Origin of the sequence: Streptomyces sp. NPDC057617, assembly GCF_042800555.1 — a bacterium.
Taxonomy (GTDB): Bacteria; Actinomycetota; Actinomycetes; order Streptomycetales; family Streptomycetaceae; genus Streptomyces.
The window spans coordinates 359,588-379,773 of the sequence record NZ_JBHVGV010000004.1 but is presented as its reverse complement, the minus strand read 5'-3'; the positions used below and the strand labels follow the sequence as shown (position 1 = coordinate 379,773).

Sequence of the window (20,186 nt, the reverse complement as noted above, 5' to 3'; positions counted from 1 at the left end):
GTAACGGCGCAGCCGGTGATCTGTGTCGCTCCGGGGGCCCGGCTGCCGCTCAGCGGGCCCTGGCCGCCCCCTTGACCGGGACCGCCGCCGGGCGCCGGGCGTGCGGCAGCCCGGGGTCCGGCCGCCGTACGGTGCCCAGCCAGTAGGTGTCCGCCCGGGAGTACGGGCGCGGGAGGCGGCGCGGATGCCGCCGGACCCGCGCCTTGTAGAGCGCGGGCAGGGTGTGGGCCAGGATCGCCAGATCGAGCCCGATCCAGTGGTGCTCCACATAGTGCTGGTCGAGGAGCGGTGTCTCGTCCCACGGCAGCGTCGAGTGCCGCCGTACCTGCGCCAGACCGGTCAGCCCCGGCCGTACGAGCTGACGCCACGGCGCCGCCCCCGCGGCGGAGCCGACCTTCAGGGGCGCGGGCCCCACCAGGGAGAGGTCTCCCCGTACGACATGGGGCAGCCGGGAGAGCAGATCCAGCCGGAACCGGCGCGTACGCAGGGAACTCAGGATGAAGGGCCGTCCGTTGAGCCCTGTGCGGTAGTCGCGCAGGAATAAGCCGTCGGCCGGCCGGGAGAGTGCGAGGACGAGGACGGCTGCCGTGAGCAGGGGCGCGGCCAGCACCAGCAGGGCCGAGCCGAGCGTCAGATCCAGAAGGCGCTTGGGTTCCGGGCGGTGCTGCGGGCGCCACATCATGCGTCGCTTCAAGGTCACACCTGACCGTTTCTGTGCGTTCTGTTACGTTTCAGAGCCTTTGGGGATTACATGGCTTCTGACTCATTCAAGGTATTTGATACAGAACGATCGCATGGGGAAGCGTCGTGAACCGGGGGCAACCCGCCGGGCGCAAGGCATCCGCACAATAGTTGAGTCCCCTTGGCTCAGGTCCTTTGACTCGTTGGGATCTGTGATGCATCCTTGAGCCTGTTCCACTCAAGTCATGGAGGAATCGAAATGGCACGTGCGGTCGGCATCGACCTGGGCACGACTAACTCCGTCGTCAGCGTTCTCGAAGGCGGCGAGCCCACCGTCATCACCAACGCCGAAGGCGCCAGGACCACGCCGTCCGTCGTCGCCTTCGCCAAGAACGGCGAGGTGCTCGTCGGCGAGGTCGCGAAGCGCCAGGCGGTTACGAACGTCGACAGGACCATCCGCTCGGTCAAGCGCCACATGGGCACCGACTGGCGGATCAACCTGGACGGCAAGGACTTCAACCCCCAGCAGATCTCGGCCTTCGTGCTGCAGAAGCTGAAGCGGGACGCGGAGGCGTACCTGGGCGAGAAGGTCACCGACGCGGTGATCACCGTCCCGGCGTACTTCAACGACTCGGAGCGCCAGGCCACCAAGGAGGCCGGCGAGATCGCGGGCCTCAACGTGCTCCGTATCGTCAACGAGCCGACGGCCGCCGCCCTGGCGTACGGGCTCGACAAGGACGACCAGACGATCCTGGTCTTCGACCTCGGCGGCGGCACCTTCGACGTCTCGCTGCTGGAGATCGGTGACGGCGTCGTCGAGGTGAAGGCCACCAACGGTGACAACCACCTCGGTGGTGACGACTGGGACCAGCGCGTCGTCGACTTCCTGGTGAAGCAGTTCGCCAATGGACATGGCGTGGACCTGTCCAAGGACAAGATGGCTCTCCAGCGTCTCCGCGAGGCCGCGGAGAAGGCGAAGATCGAGCTGTCGTCCTCGTCCGAGACGACGATCAACCTTCCGTACATCACGGCGTCGGCCGAGGGCCCGCTGCACCTGGACGAGAAGATCAGCCGGTCCCAGTTCCAGCAGCTCACGTCCGACCTGCTGGACCGCTGCAAGACCCCGTTCCACAACGTCATCAAGGACGCCGGGATCCAGCTCTCCGAGATCGACCACGTGGTCCTGGTCGGCGGCTCGACCCGGATGCCCGCCGTCGCGGAACTGGTCAAGGAGCTGACGGGCGGCCGGGACGCCAACAAGGGCGTCAACCCGGACGAGGTCGTCGCCATCGGCGCCGCGCTCCAGGCCGGTGTCCTCAAGGGCGAGGTCAAGGACGTCCTGCTCCTCGACGTCACCCCGCTGTCCCTCGGTATCGAGACCAAGGGCGGCATCATGACCAAGCTGATCGAGCGGAACACGACGATTCCGACGAAGCGCTCCGAGATCTTCACCACGGCCGAGGACAACCAGCCGTCGGTGCAGATCCAGGTCTACCAGGGCGAGCGCGAGATCGCGGCGTACAACAAGAAGCTCGGGATGTTCGAGCTGACCGGTCTGCCGCCCGCCCCGCGCGGTGTGCCGCAGATCGAGGTCGCCTTCGACATCGACGCCAACGGCATCATGCACGTCGCCGCGAAGGACCTCGGCACCGGCAAGGAGCAGAAGATGACCGTCACCGGCGGCTCCTCGCTGCCGAAGGACGAGGTCAACCGGATGCGTGAGGAGGCCGAGCAGTACGCGGACGAGGACCACCGCCGCCGCGAGGCCGCCGAGACGCGCAACCAGGCCGAGCAGCTCGTCTACCAGACGGAGAAGTTCCTCAAGGACAACGAGGAGAAGGTCCCCGGCGACGTCAAGGCCGAGGTCGAGGTGGCCATCGGCGAGCTGAAGGAGAAGCTGAAGGGCGAGGACACCGCGGAGATCCGTACCTCCACGGAGAAGCTCGCGGCCGTCTCCCAGAAGCTCGGCCAGGCGATGTACGCCGACGCCCAGGCCAGTGCCGCCGCGGGCGGTGCCGACGGCGGAGCGGGCGCCGGGCGGACCCAGGCCGACGACGATGTCGTCGACGCCGAGATCGTGGACGACGAGCGGCCCAAGAAGGACGGTGCGGTGTGACCGAGGAGACCCCGGGCTTCGACGAGAAGCCCGACGTCCCCTCCGGCGCCGGACACGATGACGCCACGCCGAATGCCGACGGGCCGGACCCCCTGCGGGACCCGGGCCCGGCGGCCTCGGCCGGGGACGTACAGGAAGTAGCGCTGACCGCGCGGCTGGACCAGGTCCGGATGGCGCTCAACGAGCGCACCGCGGATCTCCAGCGGCTCCAGGCCGAGTACCAGAACTACCGCAGGCGGGTGGAGCGCGACCGCATCACGGTCAAGGAGATCGCTGTCGCGAGTCTGCTGACCGAGCTGCTGCCCGTGCTCGACGACATCGGCCGGGCGCGGGACCACGAGGAGCTGGTCGGCGGCTTCAAGTCGGTGGCCGAGTCGCTGGAGACGGTCGTCGCGAAGCTGGGCCTCCAGCAGTTCGGCAAGGAGGGCGAGCCCTTCGACCCGACGGTCCACGAGGCCCTGATGCATTCGTACGCGCCGGATGTCACGGAGACGACGTGCGTCGCGATCCTCCAGCCTGGGTACCGGTTCGGCGAGCGGACGATCCGGCCGGCCCGGGTCGCGGTGGCCGAGCCCCAGCCCGGGGCCCAGCCCAAGTCCGCCGACGAGCAGGCCGAGCCGGCGAACGACAAGGAGAGCGGTGGCCCGGAGGAGGGCTGACGCGGTGCCGGCCGGAGACGGCAAGGGCATGGGCAGTGACGGTGGCGGAGAGGAGGGACGTCGGGAATGAGCACGAAGGACTTCGTGGAGAAGGACTACTACAAGGTTCTCGGCGTCCCGAAGGACGCGACCGAGGCCGAGATCAAGAAGGCGTACCGCAAGCTCGCCCGCGAGTTCCACCCGGACGCCAACAAGGGTGACCTCAAGGCCGAGGAGCGCTTCAAGGAGGTCTCCGAGGCGAATGACGTCCTCGGCGACCCCAAGAGGCGCAAGGAGTACGACGAGGCGCGCGCCCTGTTCGGCAACGGCGGGTTCCGGCCCGGACCCGGCGCCGGCGGCAACGGCTCGTTCAACTTCGACCTGAGCGACCTCTTCGGCGGCGCCCAGGGCGGTACGCAGCCGGGCGCCGGCACCGGCGCCGGCGGCTTCGGCGGCGGGCTCGGGGACGTCTTCGGCGGCATCTTCAACCGCGGCGGTACGGGCACCCGTACGCAGCCGCGGCGCGGCCAGGACATCGAGTCCGAGGTCACGCTCAGCTTCACCGAGGCGGTCCACGGCGCGACGGTCCCGCTGCGGATGTCCAGCCAGGCGCCCTGCAAGGCCTGTTCGGGCACGGGCGACAAGAACGGCACACCACGGGTCTGCCCGACCTGTGTGGGCACCGGGCAGGTCTCGCGCGGCTCCGGCGGCGGGTTCTCGCTCACCGACCCTTGCGTGGACTGCAAGGGCCGCGGGCTGATCGCCCAGGACCCGTGCGAGGTCTGCAAGGGCAGCGGGCGGGCCAGGTCCTCGCGGACCATGCAGGTCCGGATCCCGGCGGGCGTCAGCGACGGCCAGCGGATCCGGCTGCGCGGCAAGGGCGCTCCCGGCGAGCGCGGCGGCCCGGGCGGCGATCTCTATGTGGTCGTCCATGTCGACGCGCATCCGGTGTTCGGCCGCAGGGACGACAATCTCACGGTCACCGTGCCCGTCACCTTCACGGAGGCGGCGCTCGGCGGCGAGGTGAAGGTGCCGACCCTCGGCGGTCCGCCGGTCACGCTGAAACTGCCCCCGGGGACGCCCAACGGCCGTACGATGCGGGCGCGCGGCAAGGGCGCCGTACGCAAGGACGGCACCCGCGGCGACCTGCTGGTCACGGTCGAGGTCGTGGTGCCCAGGGATCTCGGCGCGCAGGCACGTGACGCGCTGGAGGCCTACCGCAAGGCGACCGCGGACGAAGACCCGCGGGCGGAGCTGTTCCAGGCGGCGAAGGGAGCGTGAGCCCCGTGAACATGGCTGACAGGGCGGACAGGCCTGGTGGGGACGGCCGGCGGCGCAATCCGTATCAGCTCACCGAGGAGACGCCGGTGTACGTCATCTCGGTGGCGGCCCAGCTCTCCGGGCTGCATCCGCAGACCCTGAGACAGTACGACCGCCTCGGCCTGGTCTCCCCGGACCGTACGGCGGGGCGCGGGCGCCGCTACTCGGCCCGTGACATCGAACTGCTCCGCCAGGTGCAGCAGTTGTCACAGGACGAGGGGATCAATCTGGCAGGCATCAAGCGGATCATCGAACTGGAGAACCAGGTGGCCGCGCTCCAGTCCAGGATCGCCGAGCTGTCGGCGGCGGTCGATGGCGCGGCGGCGGCGATGCGGCAGCGCGAGGCGCAGGTGCACGCTTCGTACCGGCGGGATCTGGTGCCGTATCAGGATGTGCAGCAGGCGAGCGCGCTGGTGGTCTGGCGGCCGAAGAGGCCGACGGAGTAAGGGGCGGCTCAGCGGCCCTGTGTGGTTCTGAGGCTCTGTGTGGTTCCGAGAAGGACCCTCGCCTTCGGGCGGGGGTCCTTCCGCCTCTCCGGGCCGCCCGCCCGCGTACCGCCCGCTCAGCTGTCCCCCGGTCTCAGCTGTCCCCCGGTCTCAGCTCTCCTCCCGGTCCAGGATCCCGGACTGCGCCACCAGATAGCCGAGCTGCGCCCGGCTGCCGCTGCCCAGGGTCGTGGCGAGCTTGGCGATGTGCGCGCGGCACGTCCGTACGTTCATCCCCAGCCGCCGGGCGATGGCCTCGTCCACGTACCCCTCGACCAGAAGCCTCGCTATGGACCGCTGGATGCCCGTGATGCCGTCGGGGGTGGGCTCGTACGCCACCTGCTCCGTGAGGGGCGTGGCGCGCCGCCAGAGCTGCTCGAAGACCTGCGCCAGATAGTCGACCAGCCCCGGGTGGCGCAGCTCCAGGGCGATCTGCCGGTCGGAGCGCGCCGGTATGTACGCCACCGTGCGGTCGAAGATGATCAGCCGCTCTATCAGTTCTTCGAGTGTCCGGATCTCGACCTTGCCCTCGGCCAGCCTCTCCGCGTAGGCGAGGGTGCCCTGGCTGTGCCGGACGGTGTGCTGGTAGAGCGTGCGCAGACTGATGCCGCGGTCCACGACGGCCCGCCCGCGCTCCAGCGCCTCCGCCAGCACATGTTCGCTGCGCCCGCCCCCGGGCTGCACGGTGAGGACCTCGGTCCTGCACTCGGCGGTGGACAGGTCGAGCGCCGCGTTGATGCGGCTGACGCCCTCCAGGACCGTGATCGCGTGGGTGGTCGGCGGGTCCTGTGCGCTGATCGTCATGAACGGCTCGAAAGAGTCGGTCAGTTCTACGGCGAAGTGACGGCGTTCCTGGATCTCGCGCTCAATCGGATGGAGACGCTGGGCGAGCGCCGCGGACGGCGGAACAGGGCGAAGCCAGTCCGCGTCGTCCGGATCGGGGTGCAGAAGCGCGAATTCCATGAGGCATGGAGTCCCCGCTGCCTCGCTCCGGGCGATGCGGCCGGAGCGCAGCGCACTGGCGTAAAGCCGTCTGCCGTCATCACACAAATCGGTGACGGCATGGGGATGTGTCTGTTTTGAGTCGTTCGCTGGCAAATCTCCACCCCCCAGGGTCCTGAACATACAGGAACATGATGCCTCGTCCCGGTGGTGTTGACGTGCTCGGGTGAGACATCGTCTACATGGCGGGGGAGAGGAATCCATCAAGTGAGGACGAAGCCGACTATGTACAAGAGAATGCTTCGCGCGGTGGTAGCCACTGCTTTCTCTGCGGCTCTGGCCTATGGCGCGCTGGCTGTCGGGGGGGACATAAGCTGGGACTCCACGCCGGCCGGATCCACTGTTCAGAGTGCTGAGGGCCCGACGTCGGGTGACATAAGCTGGGACAGCGTTCCGCAGGACGTTACCCCCGGGGACATCGGTTGGGACGTGGCACCGGCGCAGAGCAGCCGGGTCCCCGCATCGGCCGACCCGAGCGCGTGACCGTCCCGCCGGACGACCGGGTCTTCCGGCGCGAGATGGCCACGGCCTACCGGTCGGGATGGCACTTCATCGATCTTGTCACGGCCATTCCTCACCGTGGCGACTCGCTGATGGTCACCCTGTTCGGAGAGCCGATCGTCGTCGTACGCGAGGAGGACGAGGACGTCCGCGCCTACCGCTGCCTTCGGAGGCCGCGGGGGGCTCCGCAGCCGGTCCGATGTGCCATCCGTTACGACATGATCTTCGTCAACCTCGACCAGAGGGACCACCAACTGGTCGAACCGCAGACCACCATCGCCACCCCCCGCAGCGCCTGAGCGATTCCCCCGTCGTTGTAAATCGCTCCGGCGCTTCCCCCACACAACGGCGCCATCGTGGACCTGAAACACGATGGCGCCGTTGTGCTGCCCGGACTCGGATCCGGGCCTTGCAGTAGGCCTTGTGCGCCTCAGGCGCGGCCCATCGCCCGGTCCAGGGCGATCTCGATGACGATCCGGTCCGGGTTGGGCGAGGGCGTACGTCCGTACCGTTCCGTGTAGCGGCTCACCGCGTCCGCCACCAGCTCCGGCTCCGTACGGACCCTTGCACGGCCCTCCAGCGTCGCCCAGTGGCCGCGCTTGACCTGGCACACCGCCACCCGCGCGCCCTCCGGGCCCGCCGCCAGGATGTTGGCGACCTTGCTGCTGTTCTTGTTGGTGATGATCCGCGCGAGCCCGGCCTCGGGGTCGTACGTGACGCCCACCGGCACCACATGAGGCGTGCCGTCCGGGCGGAGGGTGGTCAGGGTGCACACATGGTGCTCGCGCCAGAACGCGAGAAAATCGGGGCTGGGATCCCGTACGTCGATGGACATACCGGAAGCCTAGGGTGGCGCCCTTGAGTGGAATAGACTCAACTTTGCATAGGTTGACGCGGTCAGGTTGGACCGTACAAGCAGGTCGTACAACCAGTACAAAGAGTCGTACGGCCAGTACGACCGGTGCGAAGAGCTGAGCCAGGAGGAGAGTGGGCCCGTGGACGCCGAGCTGACCAACAAGAGCCGGGACGCGATCAACGCCGCCACCAACCGCGCCGTGGCGGCCGGACATCCCGATCTGACCCCCGCACATCTGCTGCTCGCGCTGCTCGAAGGCCAGGACAACGAGAACGTCACCGATCTGCTGGCCGCCGTCGAGGCGGACCAGGCGGCGGTACGGTCCGGAGCCGAGCGGGTGCTGGCCGCGCTGCCCAGCGTGGCCGGGTCCACCGTCGCGCCCCCGCAGCCCAACCGTGAGACCCTCGCCGTCATCGCCGACGCGGCTCAGCGGGCCAAGGAGCTGGGGGACGACTATCTCTCCACCGAGCACCTGCTCATCGGGGTCGCGGCCAAGGGGGGCCGGGCCGGGGAGGCGCTGGAGGAGCAGGGCGCCGGCGCGAAGAAGCTGCTGGACGCGTTCGAGAAGGCAAGGGGAGGACGCCGGGTGACCACACCCGACCCGGAGGGCCAGTACAAGGCCCTGGAGAAGTTCGGCACCGATTTCACCGCCGCGGCCCGTGAGGGCAGGCTCGACCCGGTCATCGGCCGGGACCAGGAGATCCGGCGCGTGGTGCAGGTGCTGTCACGCCGTACGAAGAACAACCCGGTGCTGATCGGGGAGCCCGGCGTCGGCAAGACCGCCGTGGTCGAGGGGCTCGCGCAGCGGATCGTCAAGGGCGACGTGCCGGAATCGCTCAAGAACAAGCGGCTGGTTTCGCTCGACCTCGGTGCGATGGTGGCGGGGGCCAAGTACCGCGGGGAGTTCGAGGAGCGCCTCAAGACCGTCCTCTCCGAGATCAAGGCGAGCGACGGCCAGATCATCACCTTCATCGACGAGCTGCACACCGTCGTGGGCGCGGGCGCCGGCGGCGACTCCGCCATGGACGCCGGCAACATGCTCAAGCCGATGCTGGCGCGCGGCGAGCTGCGCATGGTCGGCGCGACCACGCTGGACGAGTACCGCGAGCGGATCGAGAAGGACGCGGCGCTGGAGCGGCGCTTCCAGCAGGTGCTGGTCGCCGAGCCGTCCGTCGAGGACACGATCGCGATCCTGCGCGGGCTCAAGGGCCGGTACGAGGCGCACCACAAGGTGCAGATCGCGGACGCGGCGCTGGTCGCCGCCGCCGCGCTCTCCGACCGTTACATCACCTCGCGGTTCCTGCCCGACAAGGCCATCGACCTGGTGGACGAGGCCGCGTCCCGGCTCCGGATGGAGATCGACTCCTCGCCGGTCGAGATCGACGAACTCCAGCGCGCCGTCGACCGGCTGCGGATGGAGGAGCTGGCGCTCAAGAACGAGTCCGACCCCGCCTCCAAGCAGCGGCTGGAGAAGCTGCGCCGTGACCTCGCGGACCGCGAGGAGGAGCTGCGCGGCCTCAACGCCCGCTGGGAGAAGGAGAAGCAGGGCCTCAACCGGGTCGGCGAGCTGAAGGAACGTCTCGACGACCTGCGCGGCCAGGCCGAACGCGCCCAGCGCGACGGTGACTTCGACACCGCCTCCAAGCTGCTGTACGGGGAGATCCCGGGCCTGGAACGGGAGTTGGAGGCGGCGGCGCGGGCCGAGCAGGAGGCGGCCAAGGACACGATGGTCAAGGAGGAGGTCGGCCCGGACGACATCGCCGATGTGGTCGGCTCCTGGACCGGGATCCCGGCCGGGCGGCTGCTGGAGGGCGAGACGCAGAAGCTGCTGCGCATGGAGCAGGAGCTGGGCAGGCGGCTGATCGGCCAGACCGAGGCGGTACGTGCGGTGTCCGACGCGGTACGCCGTACCCGCGCCGGCATCGCCGACCCCGACCGGCCCACCGGATCGTTTCTCTTCCTCGGCCCCACGGGTGTCGGCAAGACCGAACTGGCCAAGGCGCTCGCGGACTTCCTCTTCGACGACGAGCGGGCGATGGTCCGTATCGACATGAGCGAGTACGGCGAGAAGCACTCGGTCGCCCGGCTGGTCGGCGCGCCTCCCGGCTATGTCGGGTACGAGGAGGGCGGCCAGCTCACGGAGGCGGTGCGCAGGCGCCCGTACTCGGTGATCCTGCTGGACGAGGTCGAGAAGGCCCACCCCGAGGTCTTCGACATCCTGCTCCAGGTCCTGGACGACGGCCGGCTCACCGACGGCCAGGGGCGGACGGTGGACTTCCGCAACACGATCCTGGTCCTGACGTCGAACCTCGGCAGCCAGTACCTGGTGGAGCCGACCACCACCGAGGAGACCAAGAAGCAGCAGGTCCTGGAGATGGTGAGGGCCTCCTTCAAGCCGGAGTTCCTGAACCGGCTCGACGACCTGGTGGTCTTCTCGGCCCTGACCAAGGACGACCTGGCCCGTATCGCCAAACTCCAGACCGACCGCCTCTCCCGCCGCCTCGCCGACCGCCGCCTCACCCTGGACATCACCCCCGAGGCTCTGGACTGGCTGGCCACAGAGGGCAACGACCCCGCCTACGGCGCCCGCCCCCTCCGCCGCCTGGTCCAGACGGCGATCGGCGACCGCCTGGCGAAGGAAATCCTGTCGGGCGAAATCAAGGACGGCGACACGGTCAGGGTGGACCGCTTCGGGGACGACTTGATCGTGGGGGCGGCGACGGTGGAGCCGGCGGAGCCGGTCGAGAAGACCCTGTAGCCGATGCGGCTGTCGACAGGCCCGTCACCCGCTCGGGTGGCGGGCCTGTTCGGGTTCGTGATGGGGAACTACCATCGGCTTGTTCTGGCATTTCGCGATTCACTTGTTCACAAGGCCTTTAAGGGGGTGCATGGTCTGTGCTACTGAGCTTTCGTGTCGCCAACCACGGTTCTCTTCGCGAACCTCAGGAGCTGAACTTCGTACCGACGTACGGGGAGGACGACCGGCCGGCGGTGCCGGTGGTGGCGATCTTCGGGGCGAATGCTTCGGGGAAGTCGACGGTGGTGGACGCGCTCTGGTTCTTCGCGGTGGCAGTACACGCGTCGCAGGCCCGGTGGCTGCCGGGAGCTCGGGTACCACGACGGCCCTTCCTCCTTAACCACGTGAGTCGTCACGAGCCGTCGTCGTATGGGGTGGACCTTCTGTTGGAGGGTGTGCGTTATGTGTATGGCTTCAGCGTCACGGACACAGAGGTCGCGGAGGAGTGGCTCTATGCCTATCCCAAGGGTCGCAAACGTGTTCTCTTCGAACGTGACCGAATGGCCATGACCTATGGCGCGACGTTGACCGGTGAACGGGTGGCCGCCGAGCGGATGATGAGGCCGAACAGCCTCTATCTCTCGGCCGGAGCCCAGTCCTCGCATGGACAGCTCGTACCGGTGTGGTACGCCCTGACAAGTGCCTTGATCATTGGCGACAACACGCGGCAGGCGTTTACGACGTTCGACGAGATCGGCGCCTCCAGGTACGAAATGTTCTCGCGGCTGGGACTACCGCTGTGGGGGGAGGTTCTGGCGGCAGCGGATCTGGGGGTGTACGACATCCGCCGGGGAGCGGACGGGAATATGAAGTCCAAGGCGTTCCAGACTGGGCAGTCGGCTGACTCGGTGTGGGAAGAGGTGCCGCAGGACTTCAAGGATGCGGCGTCGCAGCCGATGGAGTTCATTCACCGGGTCGGTGACGACGAGTTCATCTTGCCGGCTGCCGCCGAATCGGCAGGAACCAAGACGTGGCTGAACATGGCCACTACGGCGGTCATGACGATTCTGAACGGAACGTCCATGTGGGTCGACGAGATCGACGTGAGCCTCCACCCCTTGCTCACCGCCAAGCTCCTCACGCTCTTCCAGAACCCTGAACTGAACCCGCTCGGCGCTCAGTTGATCTTCACCACTCACGACGCCTCCCTCCTCGGCACCATGCTCGGAGACCAGGTGCTCCGGCGCGATCAGGTCTGGTTCGTCGAGAAGAGCCCGAGAACCGGCGCCTCGACGCTGTATCCGCTCACCGATTTCAAGCCGCGCAAGGGCGAGAACTTCGAGCGTCGCTATCTGGCAGGCAGCTACGGAGCTGTGCCGCTGCTGCCGGAGACGGCTTTCGAGGACATGCTCAAGAAGTTCTGGGGGGCTCATGGCGAGGACGTTTCCGCGTGAGGGATCGGGCCGTCGGCGCGGCCCGGTCCGGCGTTCCGCGCGCACGATGCTGATCGTCTGCGGCAGTAAGGAGACCGAGCGGCAGTACTTACAAGGGCTGCGCGACGATCTTCGTAACCCGGCCGTTTCGGTCGTCGTACGCGGCAAGCCTTGCTCGCCGACACAGCTCGTGGCGTACGCACGTGGCCAGCGGGATTTGAACAAGGGCGGCTACGACGAGGTGTGGTGCGTTTTCGACGTCGACGAGTACCCGGACGTCGCAAAGGCTGCCCTCGCCGCCCGTCGGCACGGCATCAAGGTCGCCGTCTCCAACCCATGCTTCGAGCTCTGGCTCCTGCTCCACTTCGCTGATCACCGCGCGCACACCGGCTCGTACAAGAAGCTGCTCCCTCTCCTGGAGAAGCATGTGCCCGGCTACGACAAGACCCGGGTGGACTTCTCCCGATACCGGGACGGGGTACCGCAGGCGGGGGAACGGGCCCGGAAACTCGACCCGTCCGGGGCGGAACACGCTCTGAATCCCTCGACGGGCGTATGGCAGCTCACGGACCGGATGGCGAACCCGTGACCCGCTGAGGTGTGGCCGGGGTTGCCAGGCCCCTCCTGGGATGGGGGAGGATGGCAGGAACCGTACGAAGGGAAATTCACGGTGAGCATCGACCCGTCCTCGATTCCGAATTTCGGGGGCCAGCCCCAGCAGCAGGGTGCGGGACCGGCGGGCCCCGTCGTCCCTGATCAGGATCTGGTCAAGCAACTCCTCGACCAGATGGAGCTGAAGTACGTCGTCGACGACGAGGGTGACCTCGCGGCGCCGTGGGAGGAATTCCGTACGTACTTCATGTTCCGCGGCGAGGAGGACCAGCAGGTCTTCTCGGTGCGGACGTTTTACGACCGGCCGCACCCCATCGCGGACAAGTCCAAGATCCTCGACGCGATCGACGACTGGAACCGCCGCACGCTGTGGCCCAAGGTCTACAGCCACATCCACGAGGAGGGCGACAGTCTCCCCACTGTCCGGCTCATCGGCGAGGCGCAGATGCTGATCGGCATGGGCGTCAGCCTGGAGCACTTCGTGTCGTCGACGGTGAGCTGGGTGCGGGCCTCGATCGAGTTCGACAAGTGGCTCGTCGAGCAGCTCGGCCTCCAGCCGGGCGACGAAAAGCCCGACGACGTCTGACCCGAACCCCGGCGCTGAGCCCACCCCGGTGGCACCCGCAGCGCGACAGGAGCCCGGCCCGGGACCGTGAGTCTTATGGTCCCAGGCCGGGCTATCGTGTCGTCGTCTCCCGCCCGGGCCACCGGCCGGCGCACCCGCTTCGGTCGCGAGGGCCGTCAGCGGACCGCGAACGACTCCCGCAACCGTCCGGCGGCCTCCGCCAGGACGCTCTGGCTTTTGCAGAACGCGAAGCGTACGAAGGGGGCGCCCTCCTTCTGGTGGTCGTAGAAGACCGCGTTCGGGACCGCCACCACTCCGCAGCGGGCCGGCAGGTTGCGGCAGAAGGTGAAGCCGTCGGATTCGCCGAGGGGGCGGATGTCGGTGGTGACGAAGTACGTGCCGGCCGGGCGGTAGACGTCGAAGCCGGCCGCCGACAGGCCCGCCGAGAGCACATCGCGCTTGGCCCGCAGATCGGCGCGTACCCCTTCGAAGTAGCTGTCCGGCAGCCGTAGCGCCTCCGCGATCGCGTACTGGAACGGGCCCGAGGCCACATACGTCAGGAACTGCTTCGCGGACCGCACCGCCGTCACCAGCTCCGGCGGTCCCGTCACCCATCCCACCTTCCAGCCGGTGAACGAGAAGGTCTTGCCGGCGGAGCTGATGGTCAGGGTGCGTTCGCGCATGCCGGGGAGCGTGGCGATCGGGATGTGCTCGCCGTCGAAGACGAGATGTTCGTACACCTCGTCCGTGACGACCAGCAGATCGCGCTCGACGGCGAGTTCCGCGATGGCCGTCAGCTCCTCGCGGCCGAGGACCGTGCCGGTGGGGTTGTGCGGGGTGTTGAGGAGGATCAGCCGGGTGCGGCCGGTGACGGCGGCGCGCAGTTCGTCCAGGTCCAGGTGGTACGCGCCGTCGCGGGGGCGCAGGGTGACCGGGACGCGGGTGCCGCCCGCCATGCCGACGCAGGCGGCGTACGAGTCGTAGTACGGCTCCAGCGCGATCACCTCGTCGCCGGTGTCGACCAGCGCCAGCAGCGCGGCGGCGATCGCCTCGGTCGCGCCGGCCGTGACCAGGACCTCGGTGCCGGGGTCGTATGTCAGGCCGTACCGCCGTTGCTGGTGCTCCGCCACCGCGGTGCGCAGCTCGGGGACGCCGGGGCCGGGCGGGTACTGATTGCCGCGGCCGTCGCGCAGCGCCCGTACCGCGGCCTCCCGTACCGACTCCGGGCCGTCGGTGTCGGGGAACCCCTGGCCGAGGTTGATCGCTCCGGTCCGTACCGCCAGCGCCGACATCTCCGCGAAGATCGTCGTTCCGCCGAGCCATTCTTTGGTCATGGCGGCCATCCTGTGCCGAACCTCTGGAGTTGCTCAAGTCAGCTTTGGGCCGTGGAGGCCGGGGGGACACCCCATTCACGCGCCGCGTTCACGGACAACTGAGCGCAGGGCGCGGAGGGATGGAGTACGAGGCCGGCCGTGCTACGGGGGGCGGGCGGCCTCGCTTCGGGGGAACGGAAAGCGGTGAGATCGATGACAGGTTTGGGAATCGCGGCCGTTGTGGTCATGGTGGCGATCGCGCTGGTCGGGCTGGTGTCGAGCGTGGGCAACCGGGACAAGGCGCGGGCGAAGCGCCTCTCCCGCATGTCGCGCAACGCGAGCCGCAGCCGCGCGGCCCGCGGTGGATCGACGAAGACCAAGAAGCGCCGCTCCGACCGGAGTTGGTGGGCCGGCAGCGGAGGCGGCACCTTCGGGGGGTGCGGCGGAGGCGACTCGTCTTCCTCCTGCGGAGGGGGCTCGTCGTGCGGTGGCGGCGGCGGGGGATGCGGCGGCGGAGGCAGCTGACACGGGGCAGCTGGTCCGCGGTGCCGTCGATGCCCGGTGGGAGTGAACTCCCGCCGGGCATCTCCGTGTTGACCGTTCGGACGCCGTTCTCCACCGGTCTTCGTCGCTTTTGTTGAACAGTTGAACTGTAGGGCCCCCGGGGGGATGGAAAACCCCGTCAAGTTGGGTAAAAACGCTGTGAGCGTGGCGTACTTCGTGATTCCCTCGCTGTGAGAGCTTCCAGCCCTCGGAACTCCCGCGGAGTCGAGCCGGCGATCTCCCCCCACAAGTTCCCTCGCTCATCGTCGGGGTCGTCCCCGGTCCACCCGTCAAGCGTGTTTGCGGAGCCTGCCCATGCTCACCAATCTCAATACGGCCTACACCGACTCCCGTGCCGCCGATCTGGCCTGGGCGCTGGGCCGGGAGCCACTCCCCGCCCTGGCCGTCCTCGACCTCGAACTCGACGGCGCCGGAGTCCAGCTCAGACTGCTCGGCGCCTCCCATCAGGTGCTTCTGGAGGAGGAGCACGGTGTCTGCTCCGAGACCGTCGCCTGTATCCCGGGCAGCAGCACCCCATTACCGCTCGGTGTCTCCAAGCGGCTCGGGGACTGGGAGTACGAATTCGCGGCGCGCGTCGAGACGCTCTCGCACGGCTCGTTCGCGGGGCGCGCGCAGGAGCTGCTCGCGCTGGTCGCGGACCATCCCAACGGGCTCGCGGGCATCTTCCCCGGCGCGCCGTACGCCTTCACCGCGATGCTGGCGCAGCGCGACGAAGGCCAGGTCCACTGGCGCACCTGGCATGCCTACCCCCAGGAGGGCCAGCTCGTGGTGACACGGACACGGGTCGGCGTCCGTATGCCTGCGGTGCTGTAGTTACACCCGTGTGGGTGACAAACCGCAATGAATTCGTGACGTAGCGTTACGAGCATGATCGAGCAGACCGCGTCCTCGCCGCCCCAGGGTGCGACACGGCTGCCCGTGCGGGCGGATGCCGGGCGCTTCCTGATTCTCGCCGTGGTCTTCATCTGCGCCGCCTGCGGACTGGTGTACGAGCTGGAGCTGGTGGCGCTCGCCTCGTATCTCATCGGGGACTCCGTCACCCAGGCCTCCGTCGTCCTCTCCGTGATGGTCTTCGCGATGGGCGTCGGCTCGCTGCTCGCCAAGCGGCTGCGCTGCCGGGCCGCGGTCGGATTCGGGCTGCTGGAGGCGGCGCTCGCGCTGCTGGGCGGCTGCTCGGCGCTGGTGCTGTACGGGAGCTTCGTCTGGATGGGCGAGTCGCGGTATGCCCTGGTGGGCTTCTCGCTGGCCATCGGCATCCTCATCGGCGCCGAGATCCCGCTGCTGATGACGCTCATACAGCGGTTCTCCCGGCAGGACGCGGAGGGGACGGTCGCCGATCTGTTCGCCGCGGACTATGTGGGGGCTCTGGTCGGCGGGCTGGCCTTCCCGTTCCTGCTGCTGCCCTGGCTCGGACAGCTCACGGGCGCGCTGCTGACCGGCGGGATCAACGCGGTGGCGGGCGGTGCCCTGGTCCTCTGGCTCTTCCGGCGCGATCTGAGCCCGCGCTCGCGCTGGCTGCTGGTGGCGGTCAATGTGCTGGTGCTGTCGGTGCTGGCCACCGCGGCCGTACTGGTCGACGACTTCGAGCGGGCGGCGCGCCGCGCGGTCTACGGGGACCGGGTGCGGGTCGCCGTCCACACGGACGTGCAGGAGGTCGTCCTCACCGGCGGCCGGGACGGGCCGCTGGACCTCTATGTGGACGGGCGGCTCCGGGTCAGCGGGCGCGACGAGTACCGCTACCACGAGGCGCTGGTGCACCCCGCCATGCGCGGGCGCCACCGGCGCGTGCTGATCCTCGGCGGTGGCGACGGGCTGGCCGCGCGCGAGGTCCTGCGGTACGGGGACGTGCGGGCGGTCACCGTCGTCGAGCTGGACCCGGGCGTCGTCCGGCTCGCCCGGGAGGACCCCGCGCTGGCCGCGCTGAACGGGCACGCGTTCGACGATCCACGGCTGCGTACGGTCTACGCGGACGCGTTCACCTGGCTGCGGGCCGGTCCTGAACGTACGTACGACGTGGTGATCTCGGACCTGCCGAACCCGGGCATCACGGCCAGCACCAAGCTGTATTCGGAGGAGTTCTACTGCCTGACCACCCGGGTGCTCGCGGACGACGGGCGGCTCGCGGTGCACGCGGGATCGCCCACGACCCAGCCTCGTACGTACTGGACGGTCGACGCGACGCTGCGCGCGGCCGGCTTCGGGACCGCTCCGTACAGCGCGACGGGCCCGCCGTCCGGGTTCGCCGCGGGGCCCGACCGGGTGAAGGACGGCACTCCTGCACTGTCCGACTGGGGGTTCACGCTGGCCCGGCTGGGCTTCAGCCCGGTGCTCGGCCTGGCGGAGAACGCGCCCCGGCTGCGATCTCTGGGGACACCCCTGCTGACGGCGGGCGCGCGGGGGGTGGAGCGTACGCGCATACCGGATCTGCCGCCGTCGACGCTGGTGCACCCGCGGTATACGGAGTGAGCGGGGGCCGGTTGGCGCGCGCGGGGTGGAACGGGCACGGCGGTGGTGCGGTGGTGGCGCGCCGGTGGTGAATCCGCCTCGGCGAGAAGGCCGCCTCGGGCGCCCGGGCTGAGTAGGCTCGGTTTCCATGGAGCATGAAGTATTCGTTCCGGTGGCGGCAGAGGCCCTCCGGCAGACGCTGCGGGACCCCGCGGGGGTGGCGCGCTGCGTTCCGGGCTTCCAACAGGACGCCGACGCGTCGGCGGGCCCGCTCTCGGGCCGGCTCAGGGTCCGTATCGGCGGCCATACGATCACGTACCGCGGCACGCTGACGCTGGCCGAGCGGGACGGGGTTTTCACCGCCGAGGGAGAGGGCGCCGAGGTCCGGGGCAGCGGCGCGGCCAAGCTGACGCTCGTGCTTCGGCTGGCGGAGGCACCGGACGGTACGACGCTGACCTTCACCGGCGGATCGAGCGTGGACGGCCGGCTGGCGGACCTGCCCGTCGAAGCGGTCACGGCGGCGGCACACCGGCTGCTGGACCGGCTGGCGGCGGGGCTGGGGGAGATGGCGGCGAAGCTGGACCAGGGGGCCGAGGGGGCTGGCCAGGCTGAGGCTGAGCGGGCTGGGGCTTCGGATTCGGGTAAGGCGGGCGAGGCCGCCGGGGCCGTGGAGGCTTCGAGCGCTTCGGCGGCTTCGGACCACCCGGAGGCCCTGGACGCCGTACCGGAGAGCGCGGCCGAGGAGACCGAGGGCGAGGAGACTGCGGCCGGGGATGCCGAGGACACCGACGAGCCCGCCGGCCCCGCCGGTGAGCGCGACGGCGATCTCGACGCCGATGACATCGACGCCGACCGCCTCGACGCCGACGATTTCGATGAAGACGATCTGGACGACGCCGAGTTGGACGACGACGAAGAACTCGACGTCTCCGTCTTCGAGGTCGACCTCCCCTCGTCCTCGCTCGACGGCGAGACCATCTCCGGCGAAGGCGACTTCATCATCCCCGGCGAACCGCCCGCCGAAGCCGCCCACGCCCGCCGCACCATGATCGGCCGCAGCGCCGAGGAGGTCGACCACGCGCCGCCGCGCGGCCGGTACGCCCCCGTGCCCGCGCCCGACCCCGGCAGCGCGGGGGCCACCCTCCGCTGGGTCGCGCCGGCCGCCGCGCTGGCGCTCGCCTCCGCCGTGGTGGTGGGCCGCGCACTGCGCCGCCGCAAGTAGTGTCGGGGTGTGAGTAGCAGCGAAGAGAGCATTCGACTGGCGGCGGGCGACGCCGAGTTGACCATCAACCCGGCGAACGGCTGCCGGATCGGCAGTCTGCGGATCGGCGGGACCGAACTGCTGCGCCAGGGCGCGCGGTACGGCTGCTTCCCGATGGTGCCGTGGTGCGGGCGCATCGAGCACGGGCAGTTCCGCAACGGCGGCGTGGTCCACCAGATGCCCCTCAACTCCCCGCCGCACGCGATCCATGGCACCGGCCGGGACACGGCTTGGCGCACGGCCCGTGCGGGCGGCGGCGAGGCGGCGTTCACGTACGACCTCGTCGACCCCTGGCCGTACAGCGGGCGGGTCACCCAGACCTTCGAGCTGACCGAGGACTCGCTGTCGCTCGCGCTGGGGGTGGAGACGTACGACACGTCCTTCCCGGCGCAGGCCGGCTGGCACCCCTGGTTCCTGCGCACCCTCAACGGCAGTGAGGCGCGTATCGACTTCGCCCCGGCCTGGCAGGAGGAGCGCGGCGCCGACCATCTGCCCACCGGCCGCCGGGTCCCGCCGCGCCCCGGCCCCTGGGACGACTGTTTCGGGATGCCCGACGGAGTGGCGGTGACCCTGACCTGGCCCGGCGAGCTGGAGCTGAAGGTCACGAGCCGGGCGGAGTGGGTCGTGGTGTACGACGAGCAGGCCGAGGCGGTCTGTGTGGAGCCCCAGTCGGGCCCGCCGAACGGGCTCAACAGCCTGCCCCGGCTGGTCACTCCCGTGGAACCGCTGGAGATCACCGCGAACTGGACCTGGCGGCGGCTCTGAGCGAGGGGCTGACGTGCGGCGCCCGGCGGCCGGCCCGGGGGACGGCATCCGGGGCGCCGGGCCGCAGCGCATAAGCTCGGGGCCATGACTGACGCACGGGCTGAGCTGCTGCAACTGATCAAGGACAAGGCCGTGGTCCACGGCCGGGTGACCCTCTCCTCGGGCCGTGAGGCCGACTGGTACATCGATCTGCGCCGGATCACCCTGGACGGTCATGCCGCGCCGCTGGTCGGTCAGGTCATGCTCGATGCCACCGCCGAGCTGGACTTCGACTGCGTCGGCGGGCTGACCCTGGGCGCCGACCCGGTGGCCACCGCGATGCTGCACGCCTCCGCCGCCCGTGGCCGGCGCCTGGACGCCTTTGTTGTCCGCAAGGCACAGAAGGCGCACGGTCTTCAGCGCCGGATCGAGGGTACGGAGGTGAAGGGCCGGCGCTGTCTGGTCGTCGAGGACACCTCCACCACGGGCGGCTCGCCGCTCACGGCCGTCGAGGCGGTACGGGAAGCCGGCGGCGAGGTCGTCGCGGTGGCGGTCATCGTGGAGCGGGGGGCGGCTCCGGCCATCGCCGAGGCGGGACTTCCGTATCTCCATGTCTATGGGCTGGATGAGCTGGGTCTGGCCTGAGACCGGGACGCCGCAGCCCTGAGTCCGGGACGCCGCACCGCCTGGGACGTACCCGGCCTCGGTGGTCTCCCCGGCCGGCCGGCTGCCCGTACAGCGCCCGTACGACGTCCGTACAGCGGCTCTGAGCTGGGCATTTGGTGTGGCCCTGGGTTTTTTCCGTGAAACAACCAAGGCCGCCGCCGTTGTTCGGGGCCCCCAATCTGAGCCGCCAGGGTGGTGCTCCGAGGGGAGACCCTGTGGGAGCCCGGGAAGATGGAGGCGACGACGG

At 69.5% G+C, this 20,186-nt stretch carries 19 protein-coding genes; 15 read left to right on the top strand and 4 right to left on the bottom strand.

From position 1 onward, the window contains the following. Nucleotides 1-49 precede the first annotated feature (49 nt). Entirely contained in the window at nucleotides 50-682 is a 633-nt protein-coding gene (locus ACFU9P_RS13280) for a sugar transferase (protein ID WP_376373872.1), read from the bottom strand. A gap of 258 nt (nucleotides 683-940) precedes the next feature. Between ACFU9P_RS13280 and dnaK the strand changes: the two genes are divergently transcribed. The 4 genes from dnaK (at nucleotide 941) to ACFU9P_RS13260 (ending at nucleotide 5,201) form a co-directional block, all read left to right on the top strand. Continuing rightward, a complete protein-coding gene (dnaK, locus tag ACFU9P_RS13275; protein ID WP_376373676.1) occupies nucleotides 941-2,797 on the top strand; it encodes a molecular chaperone DnaK in 1,857 nt (618 codons plus the stop codon). Continuing rightward, the gene (gene grpE, locus ACFU9P_RS13270; RefSeq protein WP_376373673.1) at nucleotides 2,794-3,456 is read left to right on the top strand and encodes a nucleotide exchange factor GrpE; all 663 of its coding nucleotides are present in this window, start codon (nucleotides 2,794-2,796) and stop codon (nucleotides 3,454-3,456) included. The genes dnaK and grpE overlap by 4 nt, the downstream gene beginning before the upstream one ends. A gap of 66 nt (nucleotides 3,457-3,522) precedes the next feature. Further along, nucleotides 3,523-4,716, top strand: a complete 1,194-nt coding sequence (gene dnaJ / locus ACFU9P_RS13265) for a molecular chaperone DnaJ (protein ID WP_384079680.1) — start codon at nucleotides 3,523-3,525, stop codon at nucleotides 4,714-4,716. Nucleotides 4,717-4,727: 11 nt separating this feature from the next. Continuing rightward, the gene (locus ACFU9P_RS13260; RefSeq protein ID WP_046500259.1) at nucleotides 4,728-5,201 is read left to right on the top strand and encodes a heat shock protein transcriptional repressor HspR; all 474 of its coding nucleotides are present in this window, start codon (nucleotides 4,728-4,730) and stop codon (nucleotides 5,199-5,201) included. A 150-nt stretch (nucleotides 5,202-5,351) separates the two neighbouring features. On the opposite strand, the gene ACFU9P_RS13255 is transcribed toward ACFU9P_RS13260, so the two are convergent. Further along, entirely contained in the window at nucleotides 5,352-6,365 is a 1,014-nt protein-coding gene (locus ACFU9P_RS13255; RefSeq protein ID WP_376373667.1) for a helix-turn-helix transcriptional regulator, read from the bottom strand. Between the two features lie 356 nt (nucleotides 6,366-6,721). Here ACFU9P_RS13255 and ACFU9P_RS13250 point away from each other — a divergent pair, with 356 nt between their 5' ends. Continuing rightward, complete coding sequence (locus tag ACFU9P_RS13250; protein WP_046495139.1) at nucleotides 6,722-7,042, top strand: (2Fe-2S)-binding protein; 321 nt, start codon at nucleotides 6,722-6,724, stop codon at nucleotides 7,040-7,042. Between the two features lie 131 nt (nucleotides 7,043-7,173). Here ACFU9P_RS13250 and ACFU9P_RS13245 read toward each other — a convergent pair whose 3' ends face one another. Beyond that, the gene (locus ACFU9P_RS13245; RefSeq protein WP_376373664.1) at nucleotides 7,174-7,578 is read right to left on the bottom strand and encodes a pyridoxamine 5'-phosphate oxidase family protein; all 405 of its coding nucleotides are present in this window, start codon (nucleotides 7,576-7,578) and stop codon (nucleotides 7,174-7,176) included. Between the two features lie 160 nt (nucleotides 7,579-7,738). Between ACFU9P_RS13245 and clpB the strand changes: the two genes are divergently transcribed. The 4 genes from clpB (at nucleotide 7,739) to ACFU9P_RS13225 (ending at nucleotide 12,967) form a co-directional block, all read left to right on the top strand. Further along, nucleotides 7,739-10,357 (top strand): ATP-dependent chaperone ClpB, encoded by a 2,619-nt coding sequence (gene clpB / locus ACFU9P_RS13240; RefSeq protein WP_384080059.1) that lies wholly within the window; start codon nucleotides 7,739-7,741, stop codon nucleotides 10,355-10,357. A gap of 137 nt (nucleotides 10,358-10,494) precedes the next feature. Then, nucleotides 10,495-11,790: an ATP/GTP-binding protein gene (locus ACFU9P_RS13235; protein ID WP_384079675.1), complete on the top strand. Its 1,296-nt coding sequence runs from the start codon at nucleotides 10,495-10,497 to the stop codon at nucleotides 11,788-11,790. Next, on the top strand, nucleotides 11,768-12,358 hold the full coding sequence (locus tag ACFU9P_RS13230; RefSeq protein WP_384079672.1) for an RloB family protein: 591 nt from the start codon (nucleotides 11,768-11,770) through the stop codon (nucleotides 12,356-12,358). Before ACFU9P_RS13235 ends, ACFU9P_RS13230 begins: the two co-directional genes overlap by 23 nt. An 81-nt stretch (nucleotides 12,359-12,439) precedes the next feature. Further along, the gene (locus ACFU9P_RS13225; protein WP_384079670.1) at nucleotides 12,440-12,967 is read left to right on the top strand and encodes a YbjN domain-containing protein; all 528 of its coding nucleotides are present in this window, start codon (nucleotides 12,440-12,442) and stop codon (nucleotides 12,965-12,967) included. Between the two features lie 155 nt (nucleotides 12,968-13,122). Here the strand turns inward: ACFU9P_RS13225 and ACFU9P_RS13220 are convergent, their stop codons facing one another. Then, complete coding sequence (locus tag ACFU9P_RS13220) at nucleotides 13,123-14,280, bottom strand: pyridoxal phosphate-dependent aminotransferase (protein WP_376373659.1); 1,158 nt, start codon at nucleotides 14,278-14,280, stop codon at nucleotides 13,123-13,125. 192 nt (nucleotides 14,281-14,472) lie between these two features. Between ACFU9P_RS13220 and ACFU9P_RS13215 the strand changes: the two genes are divergently transcribed. The 6 genes from ACFU9P_RS13215 (at nucleotide 14,473) to pyrE (ending at nucleotide 19,918) form a co-directional block, all read left to right on the top strand. Next, entirely contained in the window at nucleotides 14,473-14,784 is a 312-nt protein-coding gene (locus ACFU9P_RS13215) for a hypothetical protein (protein WP_384079667.1), read from the top strand. Nucleotides 14,785-15,117: 333 nt separating this feature from the next. Continuing rightward, nucleotides 15,118-15,636 carry a DUF2617 family protein gene (locus ACFU9P_RS13210; protein ID WP_376373653.1) on the top strand — a complete coding sequence of 173 codons (519 nt, stop codon included), beginning with the start codon at nucleotides 15,118-15,120 and terminating at the stop codon, nucleotides 15,634-15,636. 54 nt (nucleotides 15,637-15,690) lie between these two features. Beyond that, nucleotides 15,691-17,289, top strand: a complete 1,599-nt coding sequence (locus ACFU9P_RS13205; protein WP_376373650.1) for a polyamine aminopropyltransferase — start codon at nucleotides 15,691-15,693, stop codon at nucleotides 17,287-17,289. Between the two features lie 127 nt (nucleotides 17,290-17,416). Next, entirely contained in the window at nucleotides 17,417-18,490 is a 1,074-nt protein-coding gene (locus ACFU9P_RS13200; protein ID WP_384079663.1) for an SRPBCC family protein, read from the top strand. Between the two features lie 9 nt (nucleotides 18,491-18,499). Further along, the gene (locus ACFU9P_RS13195) at nucleotides 18,500-19,294 is read left to right on the top strand and encodes an aldose 1-epimerase (protein WP_384079660.1); all 795 of its coding nucleotides are present in this window, start codon (nucleotides 18,500-18,502) and stop codon (nucleotides 19,292-19,294) included. An 84-nt stretch (nucleotides 19,295-19,378) separates the two neighbouring features. Next, nucleotides 19,379-19,918 carry an orotate phosphoribosyltransferase gene (pyrE, locus tag ACFU9P_RS13190; protein ID WP_376373643.1) on the top strand — a complete coding sequence of 180 codons (540 nt, stop codon included), beginning with the start codon at nucleotides 19,379-19,381 and terminating at the stop codon, nucleotides 19,916-19,918. Nucleotides 19,919-20,186: the final 268 nt, after the last annotated feature.

What these genes read in the sequence shown, in the direction of transcription:
- ACFU9P_RS13280 (WP_376373872.1), bottom strand. Translation starts at nt 682, where the DNA reads ATGATGTGGCGCCCGCAGCACCGCCCGGAACCCAAGCGCCTTCTGGAT.
- dnaK (WP_376373676.1), top strand. Translation starts at nt 941, where the DNA reads ATGGCACGTGCGGTCGGCATCGACCTGGGCACGACTAACTCCGTCGTC.
- dnaJ (WP_384079680.1), top strand. Translation starts at nt 3,523, where the DNA reads ATGAGCACGAAGGACTTCGTGGAGAAGGACTACTACAAGGTTCTCGGC.
- ACFU9P_RS13260 (WP_046500259.1), top strand. Translation starts at nt 4,728, where the DNA reads ATGGCTGACAGGGCGGACAGGCCTGGTGGGGACGGCCGGCGGCGCAAT.
- ACFU9P_RS13255 (WP_376373667.1), bottom strand. Translation starts at nt 6,365, where the DNA reads ATGTTCAGGACCCTGGGGGGTGGAGATTTGCCAGCGAACGACTCAAAA.
- ACFU9P_RS13245 (WP_376373664.1), bottom strand. Translation starts at nt 7,578, where the DNA reads ATGTCCATCGACGTACGGGATCCCAGCCCCGATTTTCTCGCGTTCTGG.
- ACFU9P_RS13230 (WP_384079672.1), top strand. Translation starts at nt 11,768, where the DNA reads ATGGCGAGGACGTTTCCGCGTGAGGGATCGGGCCGTCGGCGCGGCCCG.
- ACFU9P_RS13220 (WP_376373659.1), bottom strand. Translation starts at nt 14,280, where the DNA reads ATGACCAAAGAATGGCTCGGCGGAACGACGATCTTCGCGGAGATGTCG.
- ACFU9P_RS13215 (WP_384079667.1), top strand. Translation starts at nt 14,473, where the DNA reads ATGACAGGTTTGGGAATCGCGGCCGTTGTGGTCATGGTGGCGATCGCG.
- ACFU9P_RS13210 (WP_376373653.1), top strand. Translation starts at nt 15,118, where the DNA reads ATGCTCACCAATCTCAATACGGCCTACACCGACTCCCGTGCCGCCGAT.
- ACFU9P_RS13205 (WP_376373650.1), top strand. Translation starts at nt 15,691, where the DNA reads ATGATCGAGCAGACCGCGTCCTCGCCGCCCCAGGGTGCGACACGGCTG.
- ACFU9P_RS13200 (WP_384079663.1), top strand. Translation starts at nt 17,417, where the DNA reads ATGGAGCATGAAGTATTCGTTCCGGTGGCGGCAGAGGCCCTCCGGCAG.
- pyrE (WP_376373643.1), top strand. Translation starts at nt 19,379, where the DNA reads ATGACTGACGCACGGGCTGAGCTGCTGCAACTGATCAAGGACAAGGCC.